This window comes from Shewanella sp. Actino-trap-3 (assembly GCF_002836275.1).
GTDB lineage: Bacteria > Pseudomonadota > Gammaproteobacteria > Enterobacterales > Shewanellaceae > Shewanella > Shewanella psychromarinicola.
Window position 1 is genome coordinate 4,340,865 of record NZ_PJCE01000001.1, and the last position, 22,502, is coordinate 4,363,366.

At 42.2% G+C, this 22,502-nt stretch carries 20 protein-coding genes; 17 read left to right on the top strand and 3 right to left on the bottom strand.

Annotation, left to right across the window (positions count from 1 at the left end):
- Positions 1-9 precede the first annotated feature (9 nt).
- From CXF80_RS19015 to CXF80_RS19050, 7 genes are all read left to right on the top strand, one after another.
- The gene (locus CXF80_RS19015; protein ID WP_101034456.1) at positions 10-843 is read left to right on the top strand and encodes a sulfurtransferase; all 834 of its coding nucleotides are present in this window, start codon (positions 10-12) and stop codon (positions 841-843) included.
- Between the two features lie 1,946 nt (positions 844-2,789).
- Entirely contained in the window at positions 2,790-3,131 is a 342-nt protein-coding gene (locus tag CXF80_RS19020; RefSeq protein WP_101034457.1) for a hypothetical protein, read from the top strand.
- Positions 3,132-3,257: 126 nt separating this feature from the next.
- Positions 3,258-3,878 carry a hypothetical protein gene (locus CXF80_RS19025; protein WP_101034458.1) on the top strand — a complete coding sequence of 207 codons (621 nt, stop codon included), beginning with the start codon at positions 3,258-3,260 and terminating at the stop codon, positions 3,876-3,878.
- A gap of 34 nt (positions 3,879-3,912) precedes the next feature.
- Positions 3,913-4,230, top strand: a complete 318-nt coding sequence (locus CXF80_RS19030; RefSeq protein ID WP_101034459.1) for a hypothetical protein — start codon at positions 3,913-3,915, stop codon at positions 4,228-4,230.
- A 464-nt stretch (positions 4,231-4,694) separates the two neighbouring features.
- Positions 4,695-5,054, top strand: a complete 360-nt coding sequence (locus tag CXF80_RS19040; protein ID WP_101034460.1) for a nuclear transport factor 2 family protein — start codon at positions 4,695-4,697, stop codon at positions 5,052-5,054.
- Positions 5,055-5,192: 138 nt separating this feature from the next.
- The gene (locus tag CXF80_RS19045) at positions 5,193-5,849 is read left to right on the top strand and encodes an alpha/beta hydrolase (RefSeq protein ID WP_157822266.1); all 657 of its coding nucleotides are present in this window, start codon (positions 5,193-5,195) and stop codon (positions 5,847-5,849) included.
- Between the two features lie 332 nt (positions 5,850-6,181).
- The gene (locus tag CXF80_RS19050; RefSeq protein WP_101034461.1) at positions 6,182-6,514 is read left to right on the top strand and encodes a hypothetical protein; all 333 of its coding nucleotides are present in this window, start codon (positions 6,182-6,184) and stop codon (positions 6,512-6,514) included.
- Positions 6,515-6,727: 213 nt separating this feature from the next.
- On the opposite strand, the gene CXF80_RS19055 is transcribed toward CXF80_RS19050, so the two are convergent.
- Complete coding sequence (locus CXF80_RS19055; protein ID WP_101034462.1) at positions 6,728-7,306, bottom strand: TetR/AcrR family transcriptional regulator; 579 nt, start codon at positions 7,304-7,306, stop codon at positions 6,728-6,730.
- Between the two features lie 216 nt (positions 7,307-7,522).
- Between CXF80_RS19055 and CXF80_RS19060 the strand changes: the two genes are divergently transcribed.
- Complete coding sequence (locus CXF80_RS19060; protein WP_232772180.1) at positions 7,523-8,323, top strand: DJ-1/PfpI family protein; 801 nt, start codon at positions 7,523-7,525, stop codon at positions 8,321-8,323.
- Between the two features lie 113 nt (positions 8,324-8,436).
- Here the strand turns inward: CXF80_RS19060 and CXF80_RS19065 are convergent, their stop codons facing one another.
- A complete protein-coding gene (locus CXF80_RS19065) occupies positions 8,437-9,630 on the bottom strand; it encodes an IS4 family transposase (RefSeq protein ID WP_101034659.1) in 1,194 nt (397 codons plus the stop codon).
- An 812-nt stretch (positions 9,631-10,442) separates the two neighbouring features.
- Positions 10,443-11,750, bottom strand: a complete 1,308-nt coding sequence (locus CXF80_RS19075; protein ID WP_101034464.1) for an NAD(P)/FAD-dependent oxidoreductase — start codon at positions 11,748-11,750, stop codon at positions 10,443-10,445.
- Positions 11,751-11,984: 234 nt separating this feature from the next.
- Between CXF80_RS19075 and CXF80_RS19080 the strand changes: the two genes are divergently transcribed.
- The 9 genes from CXF80_RS19080 to CXF80_RS19120 all read left to right on the top strand — a co-directional run bounded on the left by CXF80_RS19080 (position 11,985) and on the right by CXF80_RS19120 (position 22,451).
- Complete coding sequence (locus CXF80_RS19080) at positions 11,985-12,533, top strand: cupin domain-containing protein (RefSeq protein WP_101034465.1); 549 nt, start codon at positions 11,985-11,987, stop codon at positions 12,531-12,533.
- Positions 12,534-12,977: 444 nt separating this feature from the next.
- Entirely contained in the window at positions 12,978-13,742 is a 765-nt protein-coding gene (locus CXF80_RS19085; RefSeq protein WP_101034466.1) for a gamma-glutamyl-gamma-aminobutyrate hydrolase family protein, read from the top strand.
- Positions 13,743-13,744: 2 nt separating this feature from the next.
- Positions 13,745-15,100 (top strand): glutamine synthetase family protein, encoded by a 1,356-nt coding sequence (locus CXF80_RS19090; protein WP_101034467.1) that lies wholly within the window; start codon positions 13,745-13,747, stop codon positions 15,098-15,100.
- 97 nt (positions 15,101-15,197) lie between these two features.
- Complete coding sequence (locus tag CXF80_RS19095; protein WP_198554795.1) at positions 15,198-16,598, top strand: aspartate aminotransferase family protein; 1,401 nt, start codon at positions 15,198-15,200, stop codon at positions 16,596-16,598.
- Between the two features lie 255 nt (positions 16,599-16,853).
- The gene (locus CXF80_RS19100; RefSeq protein ID WP_101034468.1) at positions 16,854-17,954 is read left to right on the top strand and encodes a polyamine ABC transporter substrate-binding protein; all 1,101 of its coding nucleotides are present in this window, start codon (positions 16,854-16,856) and stop codon (positions 17,952-17,954) included.
- Between the two features lie 158 nt (positions 17,955-18,112).
- Positions 18,113-19,249, top strand: a complete 1,137-nt coding sequence (gene potA / locus CXF80_RS19105) for a polyamine ABC transporter ATP-binding protein (protein WP_101034469.1) — start codon at positions 18,113-18,115, stop codon at positions 19,247-19,249.
- Positions 19,246-20,145, top strand: coding sequence for an ABC transporter permease subunit (locus CXF80_RS19110; protein ID WP_101034470.1), 900 nt, complete (start codon positions 19,246-19,248; stop codon positions 20,143-20,145). Before potA ends, CXF80_RS19110 begins: the two co-directional genes overlap by 4 nt.
- On the top strand, positions 20,142-20,957 hold the full coding sequence (locus tag CXF80_RS19115; protein ID WP_101034471.1) for an ABC transporter permease subunit: 816 nt from the start codon (positions 20,142-20,144) through the stop codon (positions 20,955-20,957). The genes CXF80_RS19110 and CXF80_RS19115 overlap by 4 nt, the downstream gene beginning before the upstream one ends.
- A gap of 207 nt (positions 20,958-21,164) precedes the next feature.
- Positions 21,165-22,451 carry an NAD(P)/FAD-dependent oxidoreductase gene (locus tag CXF80_RS19120; protein ID WP_101034472.1) on the top strand — a complete coding sequence of 429 codons (1,287 nt, stop codon included), beginning with the start codon at positions 21,165-21,167 and terminating at the stop codon, positions 22,449-22,451.
- The last annotated feature ends 51 nt before the right edge of the window (positions 22,452-22,502 follow it).

Consider the following 22,502-nt stretch of genomic DNA (forward strand, 5'->3'; position numbering starts at 1 on the left):
AGGTTTAATGTGAATTTTCCTTTAGTGACCACCGATTGGCTAGCATTACATCTTGATGATCCAGACCTTGTGTTGCTCGATGCCAGTATGGAGGTTGTGTTGGGTAAAGAGCCACTAGTATATGATGAGCTTTTCGTTATTCCTGGTGCGCTATCCTGCCAAATTGACAAGCTACTTTTTGATCATCGTGCTTCGCAAACCCATGCTATGCCAACAGCAGTGCAATTTACCGATGCTGCGCAAAGGTTAGGGATAAACCATAACAGCACAGTGGTAATATACGACAATCAAGGTATTTATTCTGCGCCGCGTGCGTGGTGGACTTTTAAAGCGATGGGCTTTGATAAGGTATTTGTGCTTGACGGTGGCTTACCGCAATGGCAAGTAGAAGGGCGGGATACTGTGCGCCAGTTTGCCTCTGCTACTCATTCTGGCGATATTAAAGGCCGTTTGCAGCAACACAAGGTATGTGACACTGAGTTTGTGTTAACCCATCTTGGTCATGCCAACGTTGATATTATTGATGCTCGCGCAGCAGGGCGTTTTAATGGCACTTCACCAGAGCCCCGTGTTGGTATGCGCAGTGGTCACATTCCCAGCTCGCTGAGTTTGCCGTTTGCTCAGGTTTTAAGTCGGTTTAAAATGAAATCTACTCGTGAGTTGCATACCATTTTTGCGGCTTTAGATACTAGCCATAATGCTCAACGGGTGTTCAGTTGCGGTTCTGGGATCACAGCCTGTATTTTGATTTTGGCGTCCTATGCCGCAGGGCATCATCAAGCGGTGCTTTATGATGGTTCATGGGCTGAATGGGGCGGGGATGCTGCGCTTCCAATAGAGTAGGGCCAATTGAATAATTGGTGGGTATTTTTTGTTTTATGGCCTGCGGCCACTAACGCTTAAGATCGCAAGGTTCCACCCTGCACGGGCTATTAGATTATGGCCTGCGGCCACTAACGTCGTGGCGTTTCACCCACACCAGATTAAGAGGAAACCAACGGCTGTTCCCTCTTTACTCTTTATAAGAGAATTGGGCCCAGCCATTCCGGCAACAATTTCGCCATTGACTTAAACAGCAGCAGCGAAAAGGTCGCCATGGGGATTGATCCAGCTTTGGAGTTCGTATTTAACCATCTTCGGCCCTGTTTGTTGTAAAGAGTGAAAATGCTAAGGCTTCCAATGGGAGTCTGATGTGAATGGATTCACGAATGTCGTGATGGCATGGTCAATGATGTTCCCGACATCAAATGACATTCCCCATGTCCATATGGGTTAGATGCCAAAGAACGACCCTTCCCTTCGAAAGCTAGCTGGCATCTGATAGGCAGGATGCCTGAATGCCTTGGAGTATATGGTTAATGATGTTGCCGACATCACTATGACATTTCCAATATCCATATAGGTCAGATATACGTGAAAGGCCATGGCCAGCTCACGTATTCTTTTATAAAGAGTCTTCAACGGCCTCAAGTTCAGAGTTGAACCCGTCAATTTCCAAGTCAAGAAAACTAACTCGTTTTTGTCTGTGCGACGTGAAGTCGTATGAAGCGTTGTTCACCACGATAAGAGTGAACCATCTGTATCACCAGATGACCCTATGGCTCTGAATAAAGTAGCGAGCCAGACAATGTAACGAAGTCCATTGGACGGGAACAGAATCGTGAGAGGACGTTCTTCCTGATAACCACAATCGGGTGAGTGCTAGGGAGTCAGTATGATGAACATATGTGAATCCACGAAAGGTGCGTTATACGAGAAGCAGCGGAAGTGGTTTATACGCTGTGGCCAAAAGGCAACGAGAGCTGGAAAGAGATTGGGCAATGCTCTTTCGTGATCATATAGCTCTTCGCACTAGAGTGGGCATCTAAACTGACATTACGCTTCATACGGAACACGGTAAGCCTGAATCGCTCCCATTGGGAAAGTTATCTGTGAAGATAGCCGATAGTGGTGCAGGTAAAGGAGGCTGGAGAAAGCCAATGCTGCATTGTAATGATGCAGATACAGACCTTGTGTCTGGCACGAAAGTGAGCCCACTTCCAGCTGGTCTCCGTTGCAAGAAAATTAAAAGAACTTTGTTAATGGAGAAACGCAAATGATGACTTCGATTGAAGTTAGTGCCTCTCCTTGCTTTGCTCAACGATAATCCAAAGATTGGAAAGTCATGGAGCAGAAAGTATCAAAGCTTCGAGTGAGTATTGCAAAGGTAACCCCTGTGGTTACCGGGTAACATAGTACGCCTTAGTGGAGGCTTGAGCCGTATGCAGTGAAAGTTGCACGTACGGTTCTTAGGAGAGCGGCACTTGGTAACAGGTGCCGCTTATCCGACCAAAGTTTGTTAGGAAAATCAATTTTAGCTCTGCTCAAACGTATTTATTTCTAATTTATGAAAGCACCATTTTGATGTAAATCTATCTACGATGAACATCATAAAATCTTTGACAGCACACTGTGTTTTACACAGTTATAATTCATTTGTGTTAAAACAACAGTGTTGTTTCTCGTTATGTAATTGCGAAAATTCTCGGTTTTACCTAAAGGATAATTCTATCTAATTGAATTAGCTGATTTTGTTAATATATCTGCTCTACATAACGAGTTTGTATTATTCTCGATTATCTAAATTCTCGCTTTTGCCTAGACTCAAAGGTGATTGATTTGGGTTATTTAAGCTGATAAGTTACTAAAATTATTAATAATTAAAGTAGTATGGATGTTGAGTTTTGGTGAGCTTCTCAGGATGTTTATCGGAATTCTCGCTAATACGCTGTTATTTTTAGGAGAGTTTAGTGTCATTTTTCAAGGGTAGAAAACTTAAGAAGGTTGCGTTAGAAAATAGCATAGACTTTGATGCGCGCATGGGCTTATCAATAAATGGAAATTTAGTTCATGATTTTGGCTATTTATTAAAACATTATACAACTAATAATTTAGAAAGCTTTGATGATCGCTCAGCAATTTCAAAAATTAAAGATAAAACCATTGATGCTATAAACCTTGATCTTCAAAACCCTAAAACACAAGAAGAATTAACTTTTGGTGTGTCTAGGGCTACCGCTGAAGGTAACTTAAGAAACCTCATCAAAATATTAGAGTCACTATCAAATTACCATGCAGCAGAAGTTGCTTAAAAAATATAACAAGTTGCTTAAAAGGAAAAATAACAGTTGGCCATCGCTTCGCGATTATAGCCAACCATTATTTTCCTCTTAGCAAGGCGTTATCTTACTTATCAAAGTTTGGTGAAAGGATTCAAAATGAGTTGTGATTGGTTACCCATGGTAAAAGACATAGTTGTTGCTTGTTCAGCGTTTGGTGCTGCATGTATTGCATACAAAGGATTGGGCACTTGGCAAAAAGAGCTCAAAGGAAAGTCAGAATACCAATTAGCCAAAGATGTATTGCGATGTGTATACGAAGTTAGAGAAGGCTTCAAACATGTACGAAACCCTGTCATTTTCACGTACGAATACCCTGAAGATATGATTACAAATTCGGGTCATTTGAAAAAAGAATTTAAACACAAAGGCACTGCTCATGTTTATCAAGAACGTTTCAAAAAACTAGATTTAGCATTTATTAAATTAGAAGAGAAAAACCTTGAAGCACTTGTCGAGTGGGGTTCAGAACATCAAAATAAAATTTCTGAACTTAGGGAGCGCAGAGCAGAATTACTCGTTAGTATCCAAGACATGTTGAGAAGGTACGAAGACCCTGAGCAAGATGATTGGAAAACTAAAGAGGAACGTATCAAAGAAAAGTATGTCATTAATTATATGGGTGAAAATCCCAAAAATTGTGATTTCACTTCTAGCATAAATGATGGTGTTGCTGTCTTTGATACTTGGCTAAGATCTTACGTTTCGAGAAAATCGTAAGCTAACAAGAAAATCAACAAGGATAAGGGTTTACATGAAAGTATGTTCTAGCACCAAAACAATTAGATATGAGAGACCTTCCGAAGAAGGAGTTGTGAAAATTGAGTTCGCTATTCCAAAAGATGGAGGAAACTCTAGTGCAGGTGAAAAATATGATTTTATAGAAAAATCTGTACGCCTGTCTTGGTGGAGTGGCGATGGGCGTTTTGATCCAATCTCATCAGGTGAATTACCTGAATGGGCTCTAATGGATGTTGTGGAATCTTGTGCGAAGAAAGACTTCTTAACAACAGAGCAAGCGGCAACATTGATTTGTGAGTTATCCGAATCAATCAAAAGGCAAAATGCCTAACAAGGGTTTTCAAGTCAGACAAATTACAGTTGGCTTTTTGTTCGTGCCTCACTTATTTTAGCCAACTGCAATTTGCCGCTTAAAACGGCGTTGAACTAAGCCGCTGCGCGGAGCCAACGGAGGCTTCAATTGAGTGTATTATCCTCATTGAATCAGCTAGACTTAAAAATATGTGATGGAACACTACAATGACAAGGGAATTTCAATGGAATACATACAAATTACGCAATATATTCTGTTTAAAACTGCTCTACAGCTCAGAGCTAGCATCAAAAAAAGCACATTCCTATAGCATAAAGTGTACCGATTAATCTGGACTCGGCATCGGCCAAGTCCAACAAGCGATTTACGCCTTGCAAACAGCGCAACGCATAAATACTAAAACGTTATGTTTCACTGCTCGCTCACAATTAGTGGATACCTTCTATAGTTAATTTGTATTAATTACTTTAGGAGAATATACAATGAAATTAGCTGACATAGTACAGCGTGGTTGGGAAGCCGTTGGCACTGGTGATTTTGATGCCTTAGTTAAAGATTATGTTGATGAAATGAAATTCATTATGCCCGGCCAAGTCAATATTTTGGAAGGGCGACAGGAGTTTCGATCTGCCTTGAATGGTCTTGATTCAATCCTTCCTCCTGGTTTCGAAATCACGGAACTTAGGCAAATAGAGGGGGAAAGAGAAGTTGTCTCGATCGTTGAATGGAAATCCGATAAAATTACTGCTTCTCAGCTGTCAGTTTTATTCAAGTTTGATGATGAAAAAATCTATGAGGAGCGCTGGTTTATCGATACTCAACAATGGAAAAGCGCATTCTGAGTAGTAGGAGAAACATAACAAATAGGATAGGCCGCGCGAAGCCGCGTTCTTATCCCAAGTGTTAGGGCGCAATATTGAGAATGGCGTATGAAAATAATATTATTTTGTTTCATTTTGTACTTATGGAGTTCTTTTTCTATGTCTGAAGAGTGTGTTGTATTACTTCATGGGATGGCTCGTTCCGATAGCTCTATGAATAAAATGGAGACGAAGCTTAAAGAGGCAGGTTATACCGTCGTGAATTTTGACTACCCATCAACGCAGCATAATATTGAGAGTATAGCCACAGATTACCTTCCTAATGCTATAGCTCAATGTAAACCTAACGTAATCATAAATTTTGTGACACATTCTCTTGGTGGGATTGTGTTACGTAAATATTTAAGCGATAACAAACTAGAACGCCTAGGCCGTGTGGTAATGCTAGGTCCGCCGAATAAAGGAAGTGAGGTTGTTGATAAACTAAAAAATGTTCCAGGTTTTGAATTTATTAATGGCCCGGCGGGTATGGAATTAAGTACTGATAAAACAAGTGTTCCAAACTTACTTGGGGCGGTCACCTATCCAGTAGGAATAATAGCAGGCAGTTCAACTATTAACCCAATACTTTCTCAAATGCTTCCAAATCCTGATGACGGTAAGGTGTCAGTCGAGAACACAAAGGTGGAAGGGATGGCTGATCACATAATTCTCCCCGTTTCTCACCCATTTCTTATGCGAAATGACGAAGTGATTAGGCAAGTTAAAAGTTTCCTAAAAACAGGGAAGTTTCAGCATAGTATAGTTTCGCCCTAACACAGATGAGCCTCTCTTATTGTGAATTCTTTTATAATAAAGATTGCTGCCTGACGCTTTCCAGATCCTTTGGTACTTTAAAAAATGAGTGGCATATTTTTGCAAGATTCACTAAGTAATGGGAAACTCTATTTAACCTTAAAAAGGCCTTTAAAACCTCACCGATACCGCAATAAAACCCTCATAAGTTCACTGTTTTAAATATTATTACCCTCCAGACTAAATGATTGAATCAAAATAGAAACTCAGATATCGTTTGTTCATTAATAAAAATATATTTAAAACGAGTAATTCTACAGGCTCGTTATACGTTTATGAACCCCGGAGAGTTTATGCGCTATTTTTTATTAATTCTTGGCTGGTCATCTATTGTTGGCAGTTTTGGTGATGGTGCTTTAGGCATATATGCACTTTGGATTAACTTTACAAATGATTGGGTTTTATTAAACATATCGGTCAATGATTTTCTTCACGATTATGTCCCCGTCATTTATTGGGTAAAGCAACTCGCATTTTATGTTTTACCTGAAAGCATAGTTTTATGGTTGTTTAATTTATCCGCATTAGTTTATTTTCCTGCTCGTATTGTTATGAGTATATTTATAGGTTGGTGGGCTTTATCAAAAGCCAAAACAATGGCTAATCAAAAAAACGTATACAAATAAGGATAGGCCGCGCGAAGCCGCGTCCTTATCCCAAGTGTTGAACAAGCCCGAACACTTGGAATGTTACTCTTTATTATGTAAATAACAGACTGAGATTACGCTCTACTTAAAAAATGGGTGGCATTTTTTTTGATTACGATAATTTTTGTATTGAGGTATTAAAGCTTGAATTGAGGTTGATATCTGTATCTTTGATCGGAGTATTCGGTTTCTTTAATCTTCGATAGCCGCTCTTAGATTGGCATGAGTTAAACGTTGTAATGAGACAGCCTTCTCTTCTACTGAAGAAGATAGAGGGTCATTAAAAAGCTGGGTGATGAAATCCAGATATATGGCAGCAAGGGTGCTTGCCAAACTGGGTAAGGCGATGATGAAATCATCAGTATCAAATGCTGAGGTCAGTCGTTGTTCGATAAATTTTGTTAAATTTTGCTTCAATTTACGATGAGCTTGTGGTGCATCATTGCCAAGCTTATAAGACATAGATCGACGGAAACGACTCTGCACGCTAATTCTGCTCAGCATAGTGATAACTGACGGTCGAGGGCTCAAGCTTAGCCAATCCTCTCGAGCGGTTAAATCCTGAAAAAGTGAATCGAAGAGTGAATCGTGCATTGCAAGAAAAACATCTAACTTACGTTCATAGTGACGGTAAAAGGTGGTTTTCCCAACATCAGCTTTTTCAATCAATTCTGCCACTGTTATATCGCAATAGTCTTTATCTTTTAGTAGCTCAATTAGGGCCTGCTGTATGCGACTGTGAGAGCGGTTGATTTTGATAGACTCTGGCATAGGAGGGCTCTGATATCGATGTCATTACGATAAAAAATGGGACTATCAGTATAGGGTTTCTTAATGCTTAAGCAACATATAGGGAGAGTAAAGTTAGTAAAATGGAACCTTTTGGGTCAATTGTTCCATATGGTACTTATCTGCCGTCTTGTTCCTGTTGAATGACAATGGGATCCAGCAATATGAGTGCATCAATAACCAGTATTGGAAGACTCCATGAACTCATCGATGAATCGTTGCACTTTTGTTAAAACTAGCTTGATAGCGGCTTCCAGCACCAGCCTTTTAGGAGCAAGTGTAATGGCACAATCAAAAGATAAGACTTCTCCTAGTTCCGCTCGTTTAGATCCTGAAAAGCTGAATATCGGTATCTTTCTTTTCCCCGGCATGACGATGTTAGATGCATACGGGCCATTGCAGGTATTGGCCGTATGCCAGTTGTTCAACACTTTTACCTTTGCAAAATCCTCTGAGCCTTTACCCTCTGATGCCAATGTTGCTCTGTTGCCCAACTATGGTTTCTCTGACTGTCCACGGATCGATGTGTTAATCGTTCCGGGTGGTGCGAATCCTATTGGGCAGATTCAAGATGAGCAAGTTATCAGTTTTCTACGCGCCGCAGGGGAACAGGCTAAGTACGTGACATCTGTTTGCACAGGCGCCCTTATCTTAGCTGAAACAGGCTTGTTAGACGGCTATAAATCAACAGTGCACTGGGCTTATGCTGAGTCCCTCAAGCGTTATAATCGTGTCAATTACGTCGATCAGCGTATCGTTAAAGATCGAAACCGGATCAGTGGCGGAGGGATCAGCGCAGGTTTGGATTTTGCTTTAACTTTGATAGCTGAAATCGCGGGAGACCAGCATGCCATGACCATCGAGTTACTGCTTGAATATGATCCTCAGCCCCCCTTTCATTCAGGTAATCACAATTTAGTGGGGGATAAATTGAAGCAACAGGTTCAAGGTATGGTTCATCAAATTGCAAAAGAGCTGTTCTTACCCTTACCTGTGTAGCAGAATAATAGGGTCAGATGACCCTATTTGTCGTTATATCGCCACGATGCTGTCTTTAGCTGGTGCCTTTAAGTGAATTTAGTGGGGTCAGGGTCTGAGGGATCCCCACGAATTTAATAGCATGCTTGTGGATCCTTGATTAAATCTTGTAGCGTCTTGATCCCTGTTTGCCAGTGAGACTTCAGCAGCCTCAAAGACTTATCTTTGTAGGCTCTTAATCCTATAAATTGGTTTGATAAAACATTACGATGTTTGATCGAATTTGCTTGGTATTGCCTATGCTTATCAGCCGCTTTGACTGCCAATCCTAGCAGGTACAATATAAATTGAGATAGACAGGCGATGAGTAGCAATACGCTTAGTTTATGCATAATCCTTGAGCCACTCTCATTCATTTTCAAACCCGTTTTGACATCCCTAAAGCTCTCTTCTATCTGCATCCTTGTCGCATAAATTTTAACGACCCTTTTAGCGGTAGCACTTGAATTACATAGTGATGTCGCTAGTAGCCAAGGCTCTTTTTCTCGTTCTGCACTTGCACGAGACTGTTTACTCCGTCTAGCTTTGTCACCTGTGGCCACTTTATCTTTTCGACCTTTTGCGTTGCGCTTAAAAATAACTAAGCGTGATTTAAAAGACACTTTCTCACCTAACAAGTAAACGCCGAGACTTTTGGCCCTAGCACTTGCTTGAACATAGAGTTGCTTAACGGGATACCAGTCATCCACAAGGCATTTTTTGCAGTGTGTTCGGTTTCTAAATCGACCTACGTAATCCCAGTTAAGCGACAATATTTGCTTAAACCAAGGGATCCGAAAACCTGCGTCAGTAACGATAATAGGCTTGCAGTCATTGGGTAGCATAGCCTTAAGTTGAGTCAGGAAGAGTAAATGGGTTTTAGGCTTCTCTTTTTTGTTTAGTGGATGTATTTCTTCATAAAGTGTCAGTGAACGTCCTCGAGCGGCAAGAGATGCTCGAATGAGAAAATGCTGCTTTCGGTCATCAAGATCTGACCAGTCGATATGAATGATTGGCTGCTTCATTTTACCCACTAACAAATGTGTCATTCGAGTATAGACACACTCGATTTCACGATGAATATTAGCATTACTACAAAGCCTATCTACACGCTTAATCTTATGTTTTTCCTTCGCTTTATTCGTTATGTTACGGCCGAGTCCCGTGATAGAAAGTGGACCACCATTCATTGAGCTTTCAATGGCAGCAAACAAACTAGTACGAAGTGTTTTGTGCATTAATGGGGTGACAAGTGAGAGGCATTTTGATAAAACATGTTTAGCATTCATGGTATTTACTCGTGGTAATATTTGTTTGGCGATAAATTTGATCACCAAATGCCATGAATGTTCCTTTCTTTTTTACTTATCTCTTTATTTATTCAGTTCTTTTTGTGGGGATTCGTCAGGTCAGGGTAAACTTTTATAAAAAGTAAATTGAAACACTGGCTTTTCTAAAACGTTTATGTCCAAAAACGAGTTGTTCTTAGCTTTCAAATGCCCAAATTCAACTTTGAACTTGAGGTCGTTGAAGACTCTTTATAAAAGAATACGTGAGCTGGCCATGGCCTTTCACGTATATCTGAACTATATGGATATTGGAAATATCATAGTGATGTCGGGAATATCATTGACCATATACTCCAAGGCATTCAGGCATCCTGCCTATCAGATGTCAGGCTAGCTTTCGCGGTATAGGTCGCTCTTTGGCATCTAACCCATATGGACAAGGGGAATGTCATTTGATGTCGGGAACATCATTGACCATGCCACCACGACATTCGTGAATCCATTCACATCAGACTCCCATCGGAAGCGTTAGCATTTTTACTCTTTACAATAAGATGGGCCGAAGCAGTCGACAAATGAGGTTAAAAGCTGGATTCATTTCTGTCGCAACCTTTTCGCAGCTGTTGTTTTGGTAAATAGCGAAAATGTTGCCGGAATGGCAGGGGCCAATTCTTTTATAAAGAGTAAAGAGGGAACAGCCGTTGGTTTCCTCTTGGTCTGGTGTGGGCGAAGCGCCACGACGTTAGTGGCCGTAGGCCATAAAAAGATGTAAAGGTTGACCCTTTTGCCAACCCACAGCAAATCCATCAACCCTAAAGTAAATCCTTCATTCTGTGGTACAACATCCCTGCTGCCAGCAATGGCGATCGCAACATGGGCCCACCGGGGAAGGTCATGTGCTTAATATCATTAAACACATCAATACGCTGTGACTGCTGGCTAATCGCTTCTGCAATTAACCTTGCGGCCATATGCGTGGCGTTCACTCCATGGCCGGCATAGGCTTGGGCAAAGTAGATGTTGTCTGCGTCAGGTAAACGGCCTATTTGTGGCATGCGGTTGGCGCCGATACCCATCATGCCGCCCCATTCATAATCAATTTTGATGCCTTTTAATTGTGGGAAGACCTTTTCAAGATTAGGCCTTAATTCAGCTTCAATATTTTTGGGGTCTTTACCTGAATAAGTACATAAACCACCAAAGAGTAGGCGGCGGTCTGCTGATAAATGGAAGTAATCTAACGCCACACGCATGTCGGCAAAGGCCATATTTTGCGGAATAACACTGGCACATTGTTGCTCGGTTAACGGTTCAGTGGCTAATAAATAGGTGCCTGTTGGCAACACTTTCCCGCCAAGAAAAGGGCTTAATGTATTGCCGATATAACCATTGCCTGCCAATACCAGAGAGTCACAGATCACTTCACCTTCGGCGGTGATCACTTTGGGTTTACTGCCCTTGATGATTTTTTCTGCGGCGCTGTATTCAAATAATTGGGCACCAAGTTCACGTGCAACACGTGCTTCGCCTAGGGCTAAATTAAGTGGGTGTAAATGTCCGCTGCCCATATCGACCAAGGCGCCTTGGTAAAAGTCTGAACCGATAACTTCACCAATTTGTGAACGATCAAGCAGTTTGATTGATTTTTGATAACCTTGGTCTTGCAGATCTTGGTATTCTGCCGCTAAATCATCCATGTGCCGTGGCTTTACGGCTAAATCACAATAACCCATGTGTAAGTCGCAATCGATTTTGTGCTCGGCAATGCGCTCGGTAACGATATCAACCGCTTCAAAACCCATTTGCTGAATGGCTTTTACGCCTTCGTCGCCAATTTCATTACGGAACTGGGTGGCGTCATGACCGATCCCACGGATCAACTCACCACCATTGCGTCCCGAGGCGCCCCAGCCAATGCGTTTAGCTTCGAGCAATGCGACACTGTAGCCACGTTGTCTGAGTTCAATGGCGGTATTAATGCCACTAAATCCACCACCAACAATACACACATCGACAGTTAGCTGTTCGGTTAGCTTGGGATGCGAATAAAGCTCTTTTGCGGTCGCCACATAAAAGGAGTCTGGGTAGTGTTGGCTATGGATCGGGGATTTACGTGGCATAAATACTCCAAGCTATTGATTGCGATTATAATCATAACGTTTAAATGAATAGTCAGATGCAGTGTAAGTCATCTAGGGTGTGCATTTTATTTAACACTTATTTAGTGTAAAATACAATTGCTTTGATTTAAGCAAGTTATCATGCTTGATCGCTAGCATTTTTTTGTTAAAGTGTTAATAATCTGCAACACTTTAATAACAAGTCATGGGTCAACATTTACTAGGAGAACGAATTTGGATATTGGTGCAAACCTAAAAGCTGTTCGCAAATTGAAAGGGTTATCTCAACGCGAGTTAGCCAAGCGTGCAGGGGTTACCAACAGTACAATTTCAATGATTGAGAAAAACAGTGTTAGTCCATCGGTGAGTTCACTTAAAAAAGTGTTAGCGGGGATCCCGATGTCATTGGTAGATTTCTTCTCGATTGATGATGGCTCTATTGGTGATCAGAAAGTGGTTTACCGTGGTAATGAGTTATTGGATATCGGTACCGGTGAGTTAGTGTATAAACTTATCGGCCGTGACTACCCAAACCGTGCAATGTCGGTGATGAGTGAGACTTATCCTGTCAATGCTGATACGGGTGCTGAAATGCTGCAACATAAGGGTGAAGAGGGCGGTATTGTCGTTGAAGGTAAGATTGAGCTGACTGTTGGTGAAGAGGTGTTTATCCTTGAAAAAGGTGACAGTTATTATTTTAATAGTGAACACCCCCATCGATTTCGTAACCCATTTGAACAGCCTTGTCAGTTAATGAGTGCCACTACTTCAGCCGATTTTTAACGGTTTTCACTTTAGCTTTTACTGCTTATGTCTAACTCGACGACTTAAGGGAATAGTGTAAGATAATCAATAAATCAGGCTATTCCCAACGAGTTAGTCGCTGATGATTTTTAGGGTTTCATCTATTTTCGATGGTATTCCTAGCATGTCATTATTATCTTGTGTAAAGAATATTAAGCAATAGATTCCCTTTTTTTGTGCATTCCCTCCCCATTTTGGCGCATTTTTTGGCGAGATTTAAGCAAAGTCAGTCAGATAGTTTTTTTTGGCATTATGGTTATTTTAAAGTTATCAGTATGTTTCTAAAGTGTTTTAATTAATTTTTATTAAAAATTGTTTTTATCCTCAGTTATCCTCTTGCCTAGCTAAAAAAATCCGTGTAGTGTGTGAAAAAATGAACACGTAAATGATAAGTTCATCACTATTCTTTGCTTAAGGTGAGATATGTCTCAGTCAGGTCTTCCTCTTATTGGGGTAGTAGCGTGCAATCAGCAAATTGGTCTGCATCCATTTAACATTGTGGGTGAAAAATATTTGTTGAGTGTGGTCAATGGCGCGAAAGGGTTCCCTTTGGTGATCCCATCACTTGGTGTCGATTTGCCCATTGACGCTATTCTTGCTCGTCTCGACGGTATCCTTTTTACGGGCTCACCATCGAATGTTGAACCTCACCATTACCAAGGTCCTATTAGTGAGGACGGCACTCATCACGATCCTAAGCGTGATGCAACAACCTTACCGCTGATAAAAGCCGCCATTGATGCAGGGATCCCCGTATTCGGTATTTGTCGTGGTTTTCAAGAGATGAACGTGGTGTTCGGCGGCAGTTTGTATCAGAAGCTACATGACGTTGGTAAATATATTGAACACAGTGAAGATAAGAAAGCCCCATTAGATGTGCAATATGGTATTTCGCATCCAGTTAATCTGGTTGCTGGCGGGCTTCTTCACGATGCATGGGGCTGTGACACTGCAGAGGTTAACTCTGTTCATACTCAAGGCGTGGAGCGCCTAGGTGAGGGGTTGCAGCCAGAAGCATTTGCTCCAGACGGATTAGTGGAAGCATTTTCTGTTAAAGATGCTAAAAATTTTGCATTAGGTGTCCAATGGCATCCTGAATGGAAAGTAACCGAAAATGCATTCTATACTGCAATTTTCGAAGCATTCGGACAGGCCTGTAGACATCATGCGGCAACACAAGTGAGATAAAAATGGATAAGTTAATCGCTTTTTTAAAAGACAAAAAAATTACCGAAGTAGAATGTGTTATTAGTGATATGACAGGGATTGCGCGCGGCAAAATTGCCCCGGTGGATAAGTTTGTCTCAGAAAAAGGCATGCGTTTACCTGAGAGCGTGTTACTGCAAACGGTCACAGGTGATTTCATTAATGAGGATATTTATTATCAACTTCTTGATGATGCTGATATCGATTTTGTCTGCGTACCAGACGAAAATGCGGTGTTTATGTTGCCATGGACCGTTGAGGCTACTGCTCAGGTCATCCATGATTGTTATGATCGTATGGGCAATCCCATTGAATTATCACCGCGTAACGTGCTGAAGAAAGTCCTTAAGCTTTATGAAGATAAAGGTTGGCAACCGGTTATTGCACCAGAAATGGAGTTTTATCTCACCAAACGTTCTGACGATCATGACTTACCGCTTAAGCCGCCTATTGGGCGTTCTGGTCGCCCAGAAGCAGGACGTCAGTCTTTCTCTATCGACGCCGCTAACGAATACGATCCACTGTTTGAAGACATGTATGATTGGTGTGAAATCCAAGGGTTAGATATTGATACCTTGATCCATGAAGACGGTCCCGCGCAAATGGAGATTAACTTCAGCCACGGTAATGCATTGTCATTAGCCGATCAGGTGTTCATTTTTAAGCGTACATTGAAAGAAGCGGCCTTAAAACATGATGTTTGTGCCACCTTTATGGCTAAGCCAGTTACCGATGAGCCTGGCAGTGCCATGCACATTCACCAAAGCGTGCTTGATATTAAAACTGGTAAAAACATTTTCACCAAAGAAGATGGCACTCAAAGTAAATTATTCCTTAGTTATATTGCAGGGTTACAGCAGTACATTCCTGAATTGTTACCGTTAATGGCGCCAAGTCCTAACTCTTTCCGTCGCTTTTTGCCGGGTACCTCTGCGCCAGTAAATCTTGAATGGGGTGTTGAAAATCGCACCTGTGGTTTACGTATTCCTGAATCATCGCCACAAAATCGTCGTATTGAAAACCGTATCCCTGGTGCGGATGCTAACTGTTATCTCTCGATTGCTGCCAGCTTATTATGTGGTTATATCGGTATGGTTGATGACTTAAAACCTTCTACACCTGTGACAGGTAAGTCAAACGATAGCCGAACAAATAATGACAACTGCTTACCTTTGACCTTAGAAGAAGCCTTAGTGGCGATGCAAAGCAGTGATGCTTGTATTGAGTATTTAGGTCAATCCTTTACCACGGGTTTTGTGGCGGTAAAACAAGCGGAGCTTGAAAACTTTAGACGCGTGGTGAGTTCGTGGGAACGTGAGTTTTTATTACTAACAGTATAATGATGGTTGAGCCCGTTGGCTCACACTATGAATGTTTGTGGATAACAGCAGATAGCAAATACAAACGGGTTTGCTATCTGCTTGAAAGGATATAAGTATGACAAACCCATTATCGACAGATGCGATGAAGCAGCAGCACAAGCTTGAGCGTCTGCAAACGGCAGACAAACAGCATTTTATTCACCCATTTACCGATTCAAAGGGCTTAGCCCAAAAGGGAACTCGGGTGATAGAGCGTGCAGATGGGGTGTATTTGTGGGATGTCATGGGTCATAAACTGCTGGATGCTATGGCGGGTTTATGGTGTGTCAATGTGGGCTATGGTCGGCAGTCTATTGTGGATGCTGTCAGCCAACAAATGCAGAAATTGCCTTTTTATAATAGTTTTTTTCAATGTTCCCATCCTCCTGCTATTGAGTTAGCTCAAAAAATTGCTTCGCTAGCCCCAGCTCACATGAATAATGTGTTTTTTACGGGGTCTGGTTCTGAGTCAAACGACACCAATTTACGCATGGTGAGGCGTTACTGGGATTTAAAAGGCAAGCCGAGCAAGAAAACCATCATCAGTCGGGTGAATGCTTACCATGGTTCAACCGTTGCGGGTGCCAGTTTAGGCGGCATGTCGGGCATGCATGAACAGGGGGATTTACCTATTCCTGGTGTGGTGCATATCGCGCAACCTTATTGGTATGCCGAAGGTAAAGACTTATCTGTAGAAGCGTTTGGATTACAAACTGCACAGGAATTAGAAGCAAAAATTATTGAATTAGGCGAAGACAATGTAGCGGCTTTTATTGCTGAGCCTTTTCAAGGTGCGGGTGGCGTCATTATTCCACCGTCAACTTATTGGCCTGAAATAAAGCGGATTTTAGCCAAATACGATATTTTATTTATTCTTGATGAAGTGATCAGCGGTTTTGGTCGCACGGGTAAATGGTTTGCGGCTGAGTATTTTGATTTGCAGCCAGACCTTATCACTATCGCCAAAGGCATGACGTCGGGTTATGTGCCAATGGGCGGGGTGATTGTGTCAGACAAGGTGGCCGAGGTTATTAAGCAAGACTGCGGTGAATTTACCCATGGTTTTACCTATTCTGGCCATCCAGTTGCCGCGGCGGCGGCATTGGAGAATATTGCGATTATTGAGCGAGAAAAATTAGTTGAACGTGTGGCTAATGATACTTCGCCTTATTTACAGTCGCGCTTACAACAATTAGCTCAACACCCATTAGTGGGTGAGGTGCGCGGCCTCGGCTTGGTTGCGGCCATCGAGTTAGTTAAAGACAAATCGTTACGGCAGCGGTTTGATGCCAACGTAGGCGTGGGAACCTATTGCCGCGATGCGTGTATCACCCACGGTTTAGTGATGCGTTCAGTCGGCGACACCATGATTATTTCGCCGCCGTTGACCATCAGTCATGCTGAAATTGACGAGCTAGTCACTAAAGCGACGCATGCGCTAGATGATACTTATCAGTATGTAAAAGCGCTTAAATAAGGTTCAGTAACTGAATGGTGATTGTTTTATCGTGATTGTTTAACCCAATGCATTGCAAGGATCTAATCATTGAAAATGTGTTGATAACATTCATATTGAAGGGAAAAGCGATGTTGTTGTAACCATACCGATGCATAGTTAAGTTGTAGCATTGGATAATTTCTTTCATTAGAAAGAAGATTTTACACGCTGGTAAGGCTAGCGAAAAAAACGAATGTCAGTGTCATGCTGACCATTATCCAACAGGGAGAAAGTATGAAGCTACTAACAAAACTATCCACATTGGCCTTAATTACTGCAGGCGTATTTGCCAGCACTTCTATTCAGGCCGAGGAAGTGGTTAAAATGTACAATTGGTCGGATTATATTGCCGAAGATACCCTAGCCAATTTTGAAAAAGAAACCGGTATCCGTGTTATTTATGACGTGTTTGATAGTAATGAAGTACTTGAAGCGAAATTACTTTCTGGCCACAGCGGCTATGACATAGTCGTTCCCTCTAATCACTTTTTAGCCAAGCAAGTTAAAGCGGGTGCTTTTCAAAAGTTAGATCGCGCTAAGCTGACGAATTATGCCAACTTAAAGCCTGATTTAATGAAGCAGTTACAAAAAGCGGATCCGGATAACGAGCATGCTATCCCTTACCTATGGGGCACTAACGGTATCGGCTATAACATCGATAAAGTTAAAGCCGTATTAGGTGAAGATGCGCCATTTGATTCTTTAGAGCTTATTTTTAATCCAAAATATGCAGAGAAAATCGCCTCGTGTGGTTTTTCGATGTTAGATTCTGCCGACGATATGTTACCTCAAGCACTGATTTATTTAGGCTTAGATCCTAATAGTAAAAATCCTGCTGATTATCAAAAGGCCGCCGAAGTATTGGAAAAAGTGCGTCCTTACATCACTTACTTTCATTCATCGCGTTATATTTCAGATTTAGCTAACGGTGATATCTGTGTCGCGTTTGGTTTCTCTGGTGACGTGTTCCAAGCTGCCGCACGAGCTGATGAAGCGGGTAACGGCAATAAGATTGGTTACTCTATTCCAAAAGAGGGCGCCAACTTATGGTTTGATATGTTAGCCATTCCAAAAGATGCCACTAACGTAGATAACGCCCATAAACTGATTAACTATCTACTTCGCCCTGAAGTGATTGCCCCTATCAGTAACTATGTTGCTTACGCTAACCCTAACGTTCCCGCGCAAGCGCTAGTTGATGAAGCAATCCGTAACGATCCAGCCATTTATCCACCACAATCAGTGATTGATAAATTATACATTGGTGATATTCGTCCATTAAAAATTCAGCGTGTAGTCACACGTGCTTGGACCAAAGTGAAGTCAGGTCAATAATCTAACTCACTAGCACTAGGGCGAGAAGCCTCGCCCTGTTTTTATAGCAGTATTGATGTATTTATTGGCTCATTTAGCCACTTAACAGTTTGTTACGCGTGCCCTAAAACAGGCTGTTCTGTTGCGGTACGCATACTCCAAAAAGGCGGAGCAGTATTATGGTAAACACCTCGGGCGTCACCAATAAACCCACTACAAAGACGCAAGATAAAGTACTGCTTAGGATTGATCGCGTAAGCAAACTTTTCGATGATGTGCGTGCGGTAGATGATGTATCGCTTACCATTAACAGTGGCGAAATATTTGCGCTGCTGGGCGGTTCAGGTTCTGGTAAATCAACCTTACTGCGCATCTTAGCGGGTTTTGAAAAGCCAAGCGAAGGACGTATTTTTCTTGATGGTGTCGACATTACTGATATGCCACCCTATGAGCGTCCGATTAATATGATGTTCCAGTCGTATGCCTTATTTCCGCACATGACGGTTGAGCAAAATATTGCATTTGGACTCAAGCAAGACAAAATGCCCAAAGCCGATATTGAAGTGCGCGTCAAAGACATGCTGAAACTGGTGCACATGGAAAAATACGGTAAACGTAAACCGCATCAGTTATCGGGTGGACAACGTCAGCGTGTCGCTTTGGCTCGCTCGTTAGCAAAACGTCCCAAATTACTATTACTCGATGAACCCATGGGCGCGTTAGATAAAAAGCTGCGTACTCAAATGCAGTTAGAAGTGGTCGATATTTTAGAAGCGGTAGGCGTAACGTGCGTAATGGTGACCCATGACCAGGAAGAAGCCATGACCATGGCCGGACGCATTTCGATTATGCATGACGGTTGGATTGCCCAAACTGGCAGTCCAATGGATATTTACGAGGCGCCAGCTAGCCGCATGGTGGCTGAATTTATTGGTACGGTTAATTTATTTGAAGGTGAAATCATTGAAGATGAAGTCGATCACGCGATTATTAAGTCGCCGACCTTATCGCAGCAATTTTATATTGGCCACGGTATTTCAACCAGCCTAGAAAATAAAAATGTATTTTTGGCCTTACGCCCAGAAAAAACCATTATTAGCCGTCAGAAGCCCGAACGTGAATATAACTGGGCTCATGGCGTCGTTCACGACATTGCCTACCTTGGTGGCTTGTCGGTGTATTACATTAAGTTAGAAAACAACCAAATCGTTCAATGCTCAATGATTAACCGTGAACGTCGCTCCGATAACCCTACATGGGGAGACGAGGTTTACATCAGTTGGGAAGACACCAGCGGGGTTGTATTAAACTCATGAAGAATCCACTGAAACTATTCAAAGGTCGTTACCTCACCATGGGAGTCCCTTACCTGTGGTTGTTGCTGTTTTTTGCCTTACCGTTTGCCATTGTATTAAAGCTGAGCTTTTCGACTGCAGCGATTGCCATTCCACCTTACGAGCCAACGTTTAATTATGTTGATGAGGCGCTCAACATATTTGTCAATCTGGGTAACTATTTATTGTTACTTCAAGATTCGATGTATTATATGGCTTACCTCTCATCATTAAAAATTGCCTTTATTGCGACCCTTGGGTGTTTAGTCCTTGGTTTTCCCATGGCTTACGCGATTGCCCGCGCCCCGGTAAAAATACAGGCGGTATTGCTGCTTCTGGTGATGTTACCGTCGTGGACTTCATTTTTGATCCGCGTTTATGCCTGGATGGGTATTTTAAGTAACAACGGTTTAATTAATAATGCCTTGACCTGGTTAGGGGTGATTTCAGAACCGATTCAAATGCTCAATACTAATTTTGCGGTGTACATAGGTATTATTTACGCTTACCTGCCGTTTATGATTTTGCCACTTTATGCCACCTTGGTGAAATTAGATTTAAGCTTAATTGAAGCGGCTTCAGACTTAGGCTCCAGCAGTATTAATACCTTCTGGAAAATTACCCTGCCATTATCTATGGGAGGGGTCATAGCCGGTTCTATGTTGGTATTTATTCCTGCAGTGGGTGAGTTCGTTATTCCTGAATTGCTCGGTGGCCCTGACTCATTAATGATTGGTAAAGTGCTGTGGCAAGAATTCTTTAATAACCGCGACTGGCCAGTAGCTTCATCATTAGCGATTGTGATGCTGGCGTTACTGATTATCCCGATAACCTTATTCCATCGTTATCAATCACGTAATATGGAGAACGCGGTATGAAGAAGTTAAGTTTCTCTAAAGTGATGTTGTGGGTGGGTTTACTGTTTTTATATGCACCAATGCTTATTTTGGTCATTTATTCATTTAATGACTCTAAATTAGTGACTGTGTGGGGTGGTTTTTCTGCTAAATGGTATGGTGAGTTATTTGAGGATCAGCAAATACTCAATGCCGTCTGGACCAGTTTACGCATCGCCTTTTACAGCTCTACCATGGCGGTGATTATTGGTACGATGGCGGCCTTTGTGATGACTCGTTTTCGTCGGTCATGGGCTAAGTTAACCTTGTCTAACATGATCACCGCGCCTTTGGTTATGCCTGAAGTGATCACCGGTTTATCCTTGTTACTACTATTTGTACAAATGTCAGAGACCTTTGGCTGGCCTACTGAGCGTGGCATGTTTACGGTGTGGATTGCCCATTCCACTTTCTGTGCCGCTTATGTGGCGGTGGTGGTGTCGTCAAGACTGCGGGAAGTGGATTTGTCGATTGAAGAAGCTGCAATGGATTTGGGGGCAACGCGATTAAAAACCTTCTTTTTGATCACTATCCCTATGATAGCGCCATCACTTATCGCCGGCTGGTTATTATCATTTAGCTTGTCATTAGATGACTTAGTGATTGCCAGCTTTACCTCAGGGCCTGGTTCTACAACCTTGCCTATGGTGGTGTTTTCGTCAGTGCGTTTAGGGGTTTCACCCAAGATTAACGCGCTAGCGACGATTATTATTTTAGCCGTGTCTTTGGTGGCCTTCTTGTCTTGGTATTTCGCGCGTCGGTCGGAGATAAAAGCTAAAGAAGCGATGGAATAACAGCGTTGAATAAACAGACTATAGAAGCCACGCTGATGTCAGTGTGGCTTTTTATTTTTCAGAATTGATTTAAGGTATTCTGGCGATATGGGTGTTTAATATATTCAACAAAGTGTCAAAAATTATATGATAAATGCTAGTGTTTAAATTTGCTTAAGTGTAGGATGAGTGAGTTGTATTACGCTTTAAACCTATAAAGGAAGTGCTATGCCTGCCACACCTCATGCTAGTTCATATTATGCTGCATCGGCTAATGATAAAGTTGAGCGTCCTCGCTTAGAATCTACAATTGAAACAGATGTTTGCATTATCGGCGCTGGATATACTGGCTTGTCTTCTGCGTTACATTTATTAGAAAGCGGCATGAAAGTGGTGGTGCTTGAAGCGGCAAGAATTGGCTGGGGAGCCTCCGGTCGAAACGGCGGCCAAATCGTCAATTCTTTTAGTCGTGATATTGATTCTATTGAAGGCGTTGTCGGCAAAGAGCAAGCTAAGTTATTTGGTCAAATGGCGTTCGAAGGTGGTCAGATTATTCGTGATCGTATCGCCAAATACAACATAGATTGTGACTTAAAAGATGGTGGCGTTTTTGCCGCCATGAATGCCAAGCAAATGGGCCATTTGCAGAGCCAAAAATCATTATGGGAAGCTCATGGTCATAACAACCAATTGGAGTTACTCGATCAAGATGGCATTCGCAACGTAGTCAATACTGATATTTATGTCGGTGGTTTACTCGATAGAAGCGGTGGACATATTCACCCGCTAAACCTTGCTTTAGGTGAAGCCCGTGCGGTGGAATCCCTCGGTGGACTAATTTTTGAAGATTCAGCGGTCATTAAAGTGGATGACGGTGCATCGCCGGTTGTGCACACAGCACAAGGCCAAGTTAACTGTAAATTTGTGGTGGTAGCTGGTAATGCTTACTTAGGTAAATTACTGCCAGAGCTACAAGCTAAATCCATGCCTTGTGGTACTCAAGTGATTACCACTGAGCCATTGTCAGATGAAATTGCTGCGAGTTTACTGCCGCAAGATTATTGCGTTGAAGACTGTAATTATCTATTAGATTATTACCGACTTACTGGCGATAAACGCCTTATTTTTGGTGGTGGCGTGGTTTATGGTGCTCGCGATCCGGCCAACATTGAAGCCTTGATTATGCCTAAGTTATTAAAGACCTTCCCGCAATTGAAAGGGGTTAAGGTTGATTATGCGTGGACCGGTAACTTTTTAATGACCTTGTCGCGCCTTCCCCAAGTGGGCCGCATTGGTGACAATATTTATTACTCCCAAGGCTGTAGCGGTCATGGTGTTACCTATACTCATTTAGCGGGTAAGTTAATTGCCGAAATGCTCAATGGCCAGGCCACACGGTTTGATGCCTTTGCGGCGTTACCTCATTACCCTTTCCCGGGTGGACATGCACTACGAGTGCCATTTAGTGCGCTAGGTGCGTGGTATTACACCCTTAGAGATAAATTTGGTATTTAACCTACGTCGAGTGCGGGTAGATAGAGTACGAATAGGTTGAGTACAGCGAGT

Bases quoted from the DNA above. Each gene is read 5' to 3' on its own strand.
- CXF80_RS19055 (WP_101034462.1), bottom strand. From the start codon at position 7,306: ATGCCAGAGTCTATCAAAATCAACCGCTCTCACAGTCGCATACAGCAG.
- CXF80_RS19030 (WP_101034459.1), top strand. From the start codon at position 3,913: ATGAAAGTATGTTCTAGCACCAAAACAATTAGATATGAGAGACCTTCC.
- CXF80_RS19085 (WP_101034466.1), top strand. From the start codon at position 12,978: ATGTCTCAGTCAGGTCTTCCTCTTATTGGGGTAGTAGCGTGCAATCAG.
- CXF80_RS19050 (WP_101034461.1), top strand. From the start codon at position 6,182: ATGCGCTATTTTTTATTAATTCTTGGCTGGTCATCTATTGTTGGCAGT.
- CXF80_RS19075 (WP_101034464.1), bottom strand. From the start codon at position 11,750: ATGCCACGTAAATCCCCGATCCATAGCCAACACTACCCAGACTCCTTT.
- CXF80_RS19115 (WP_101034471.1), top strand. From the start codon at position 20,142: ATGAAGAAGTTAAGTTTCTCTAAAGTGATGTTGTGGGTGGGTTTACTG.
- CXF80_RS19095 (WP_198554795.1), top strand. From the start codon at position 15,198: ATGACAAACCCATTATCGACAGATGCGATGAAGCAGCAGCACAAGCTT.
- CXF80_RS19040 (WP_101034460.1), top strand. From the start codon at position 4,695: ATGAAATTAGCTGACATAGTACAGCGTGGTTGGGAAGCCGTTGGCACT.
- CXF80_RS19045 (WP_157822266.1), top strand. From the start codon at position 5,193: ATGTCTGAAGAGTGTGTTGTATTACTTCATGGGATGGCTCGTTCCGAT.
- CXF80_RS19060 (WP_232772180.1), top strand. From the start codon at position 7,523: ATGAACTCATCGATGAATCGTTGCACTTTTGTTAAAACTAGCTTGATA.
- CXF80_RS19100 (WP_101034468.1), top strand. From the start codon at position 16,854: ATGAAGCTACTAACAAAACTATCCACATTGGCCTTAATTACTGCAGGC.
- CXF80_RS19065 (WP_101034659.1), bottom strand. From the start codon at position 9,630: ATGAATGCTAAACATGTTTTATCAAAATGCCTCTCACTTGTCACCCCA.
- CXF80_RS19025 (WP_101034458.1), top strand. From the start codon at position 3,258: ATGAGTTGTGATTGGTTACCCATGGTAAAAGACATAGTTGTTGCTTGT.
- CXF80_RS19110 (WP_101034470.1), top strand. From the start codon at position 19,246: ATGAAGAATCCACTGAAACTATTCAAAGGTCGTTACCTCACCATGGGA.
- CXF80_RS19090 (WP_101034467.1), top strand. From the start codon at position 13,745: ATGGATAAGTTAATCGCTTTTTTAAAAGACAAAAAAATTACCGAAGTA.
- potA (WP_101034469.1), top strand. From the start codon at position 18,113: ATGGTAAACACCTCGGGCGTCACCAATAAACCCACTACAAAGACGCAA.
- CXF80_RS19120 (WP_101034472.1), top strand. From the start codon at position 21,165: ATGCCTGCCACACCTCATGCTAGTTCATATTATGCTGCATCGGCTAAT.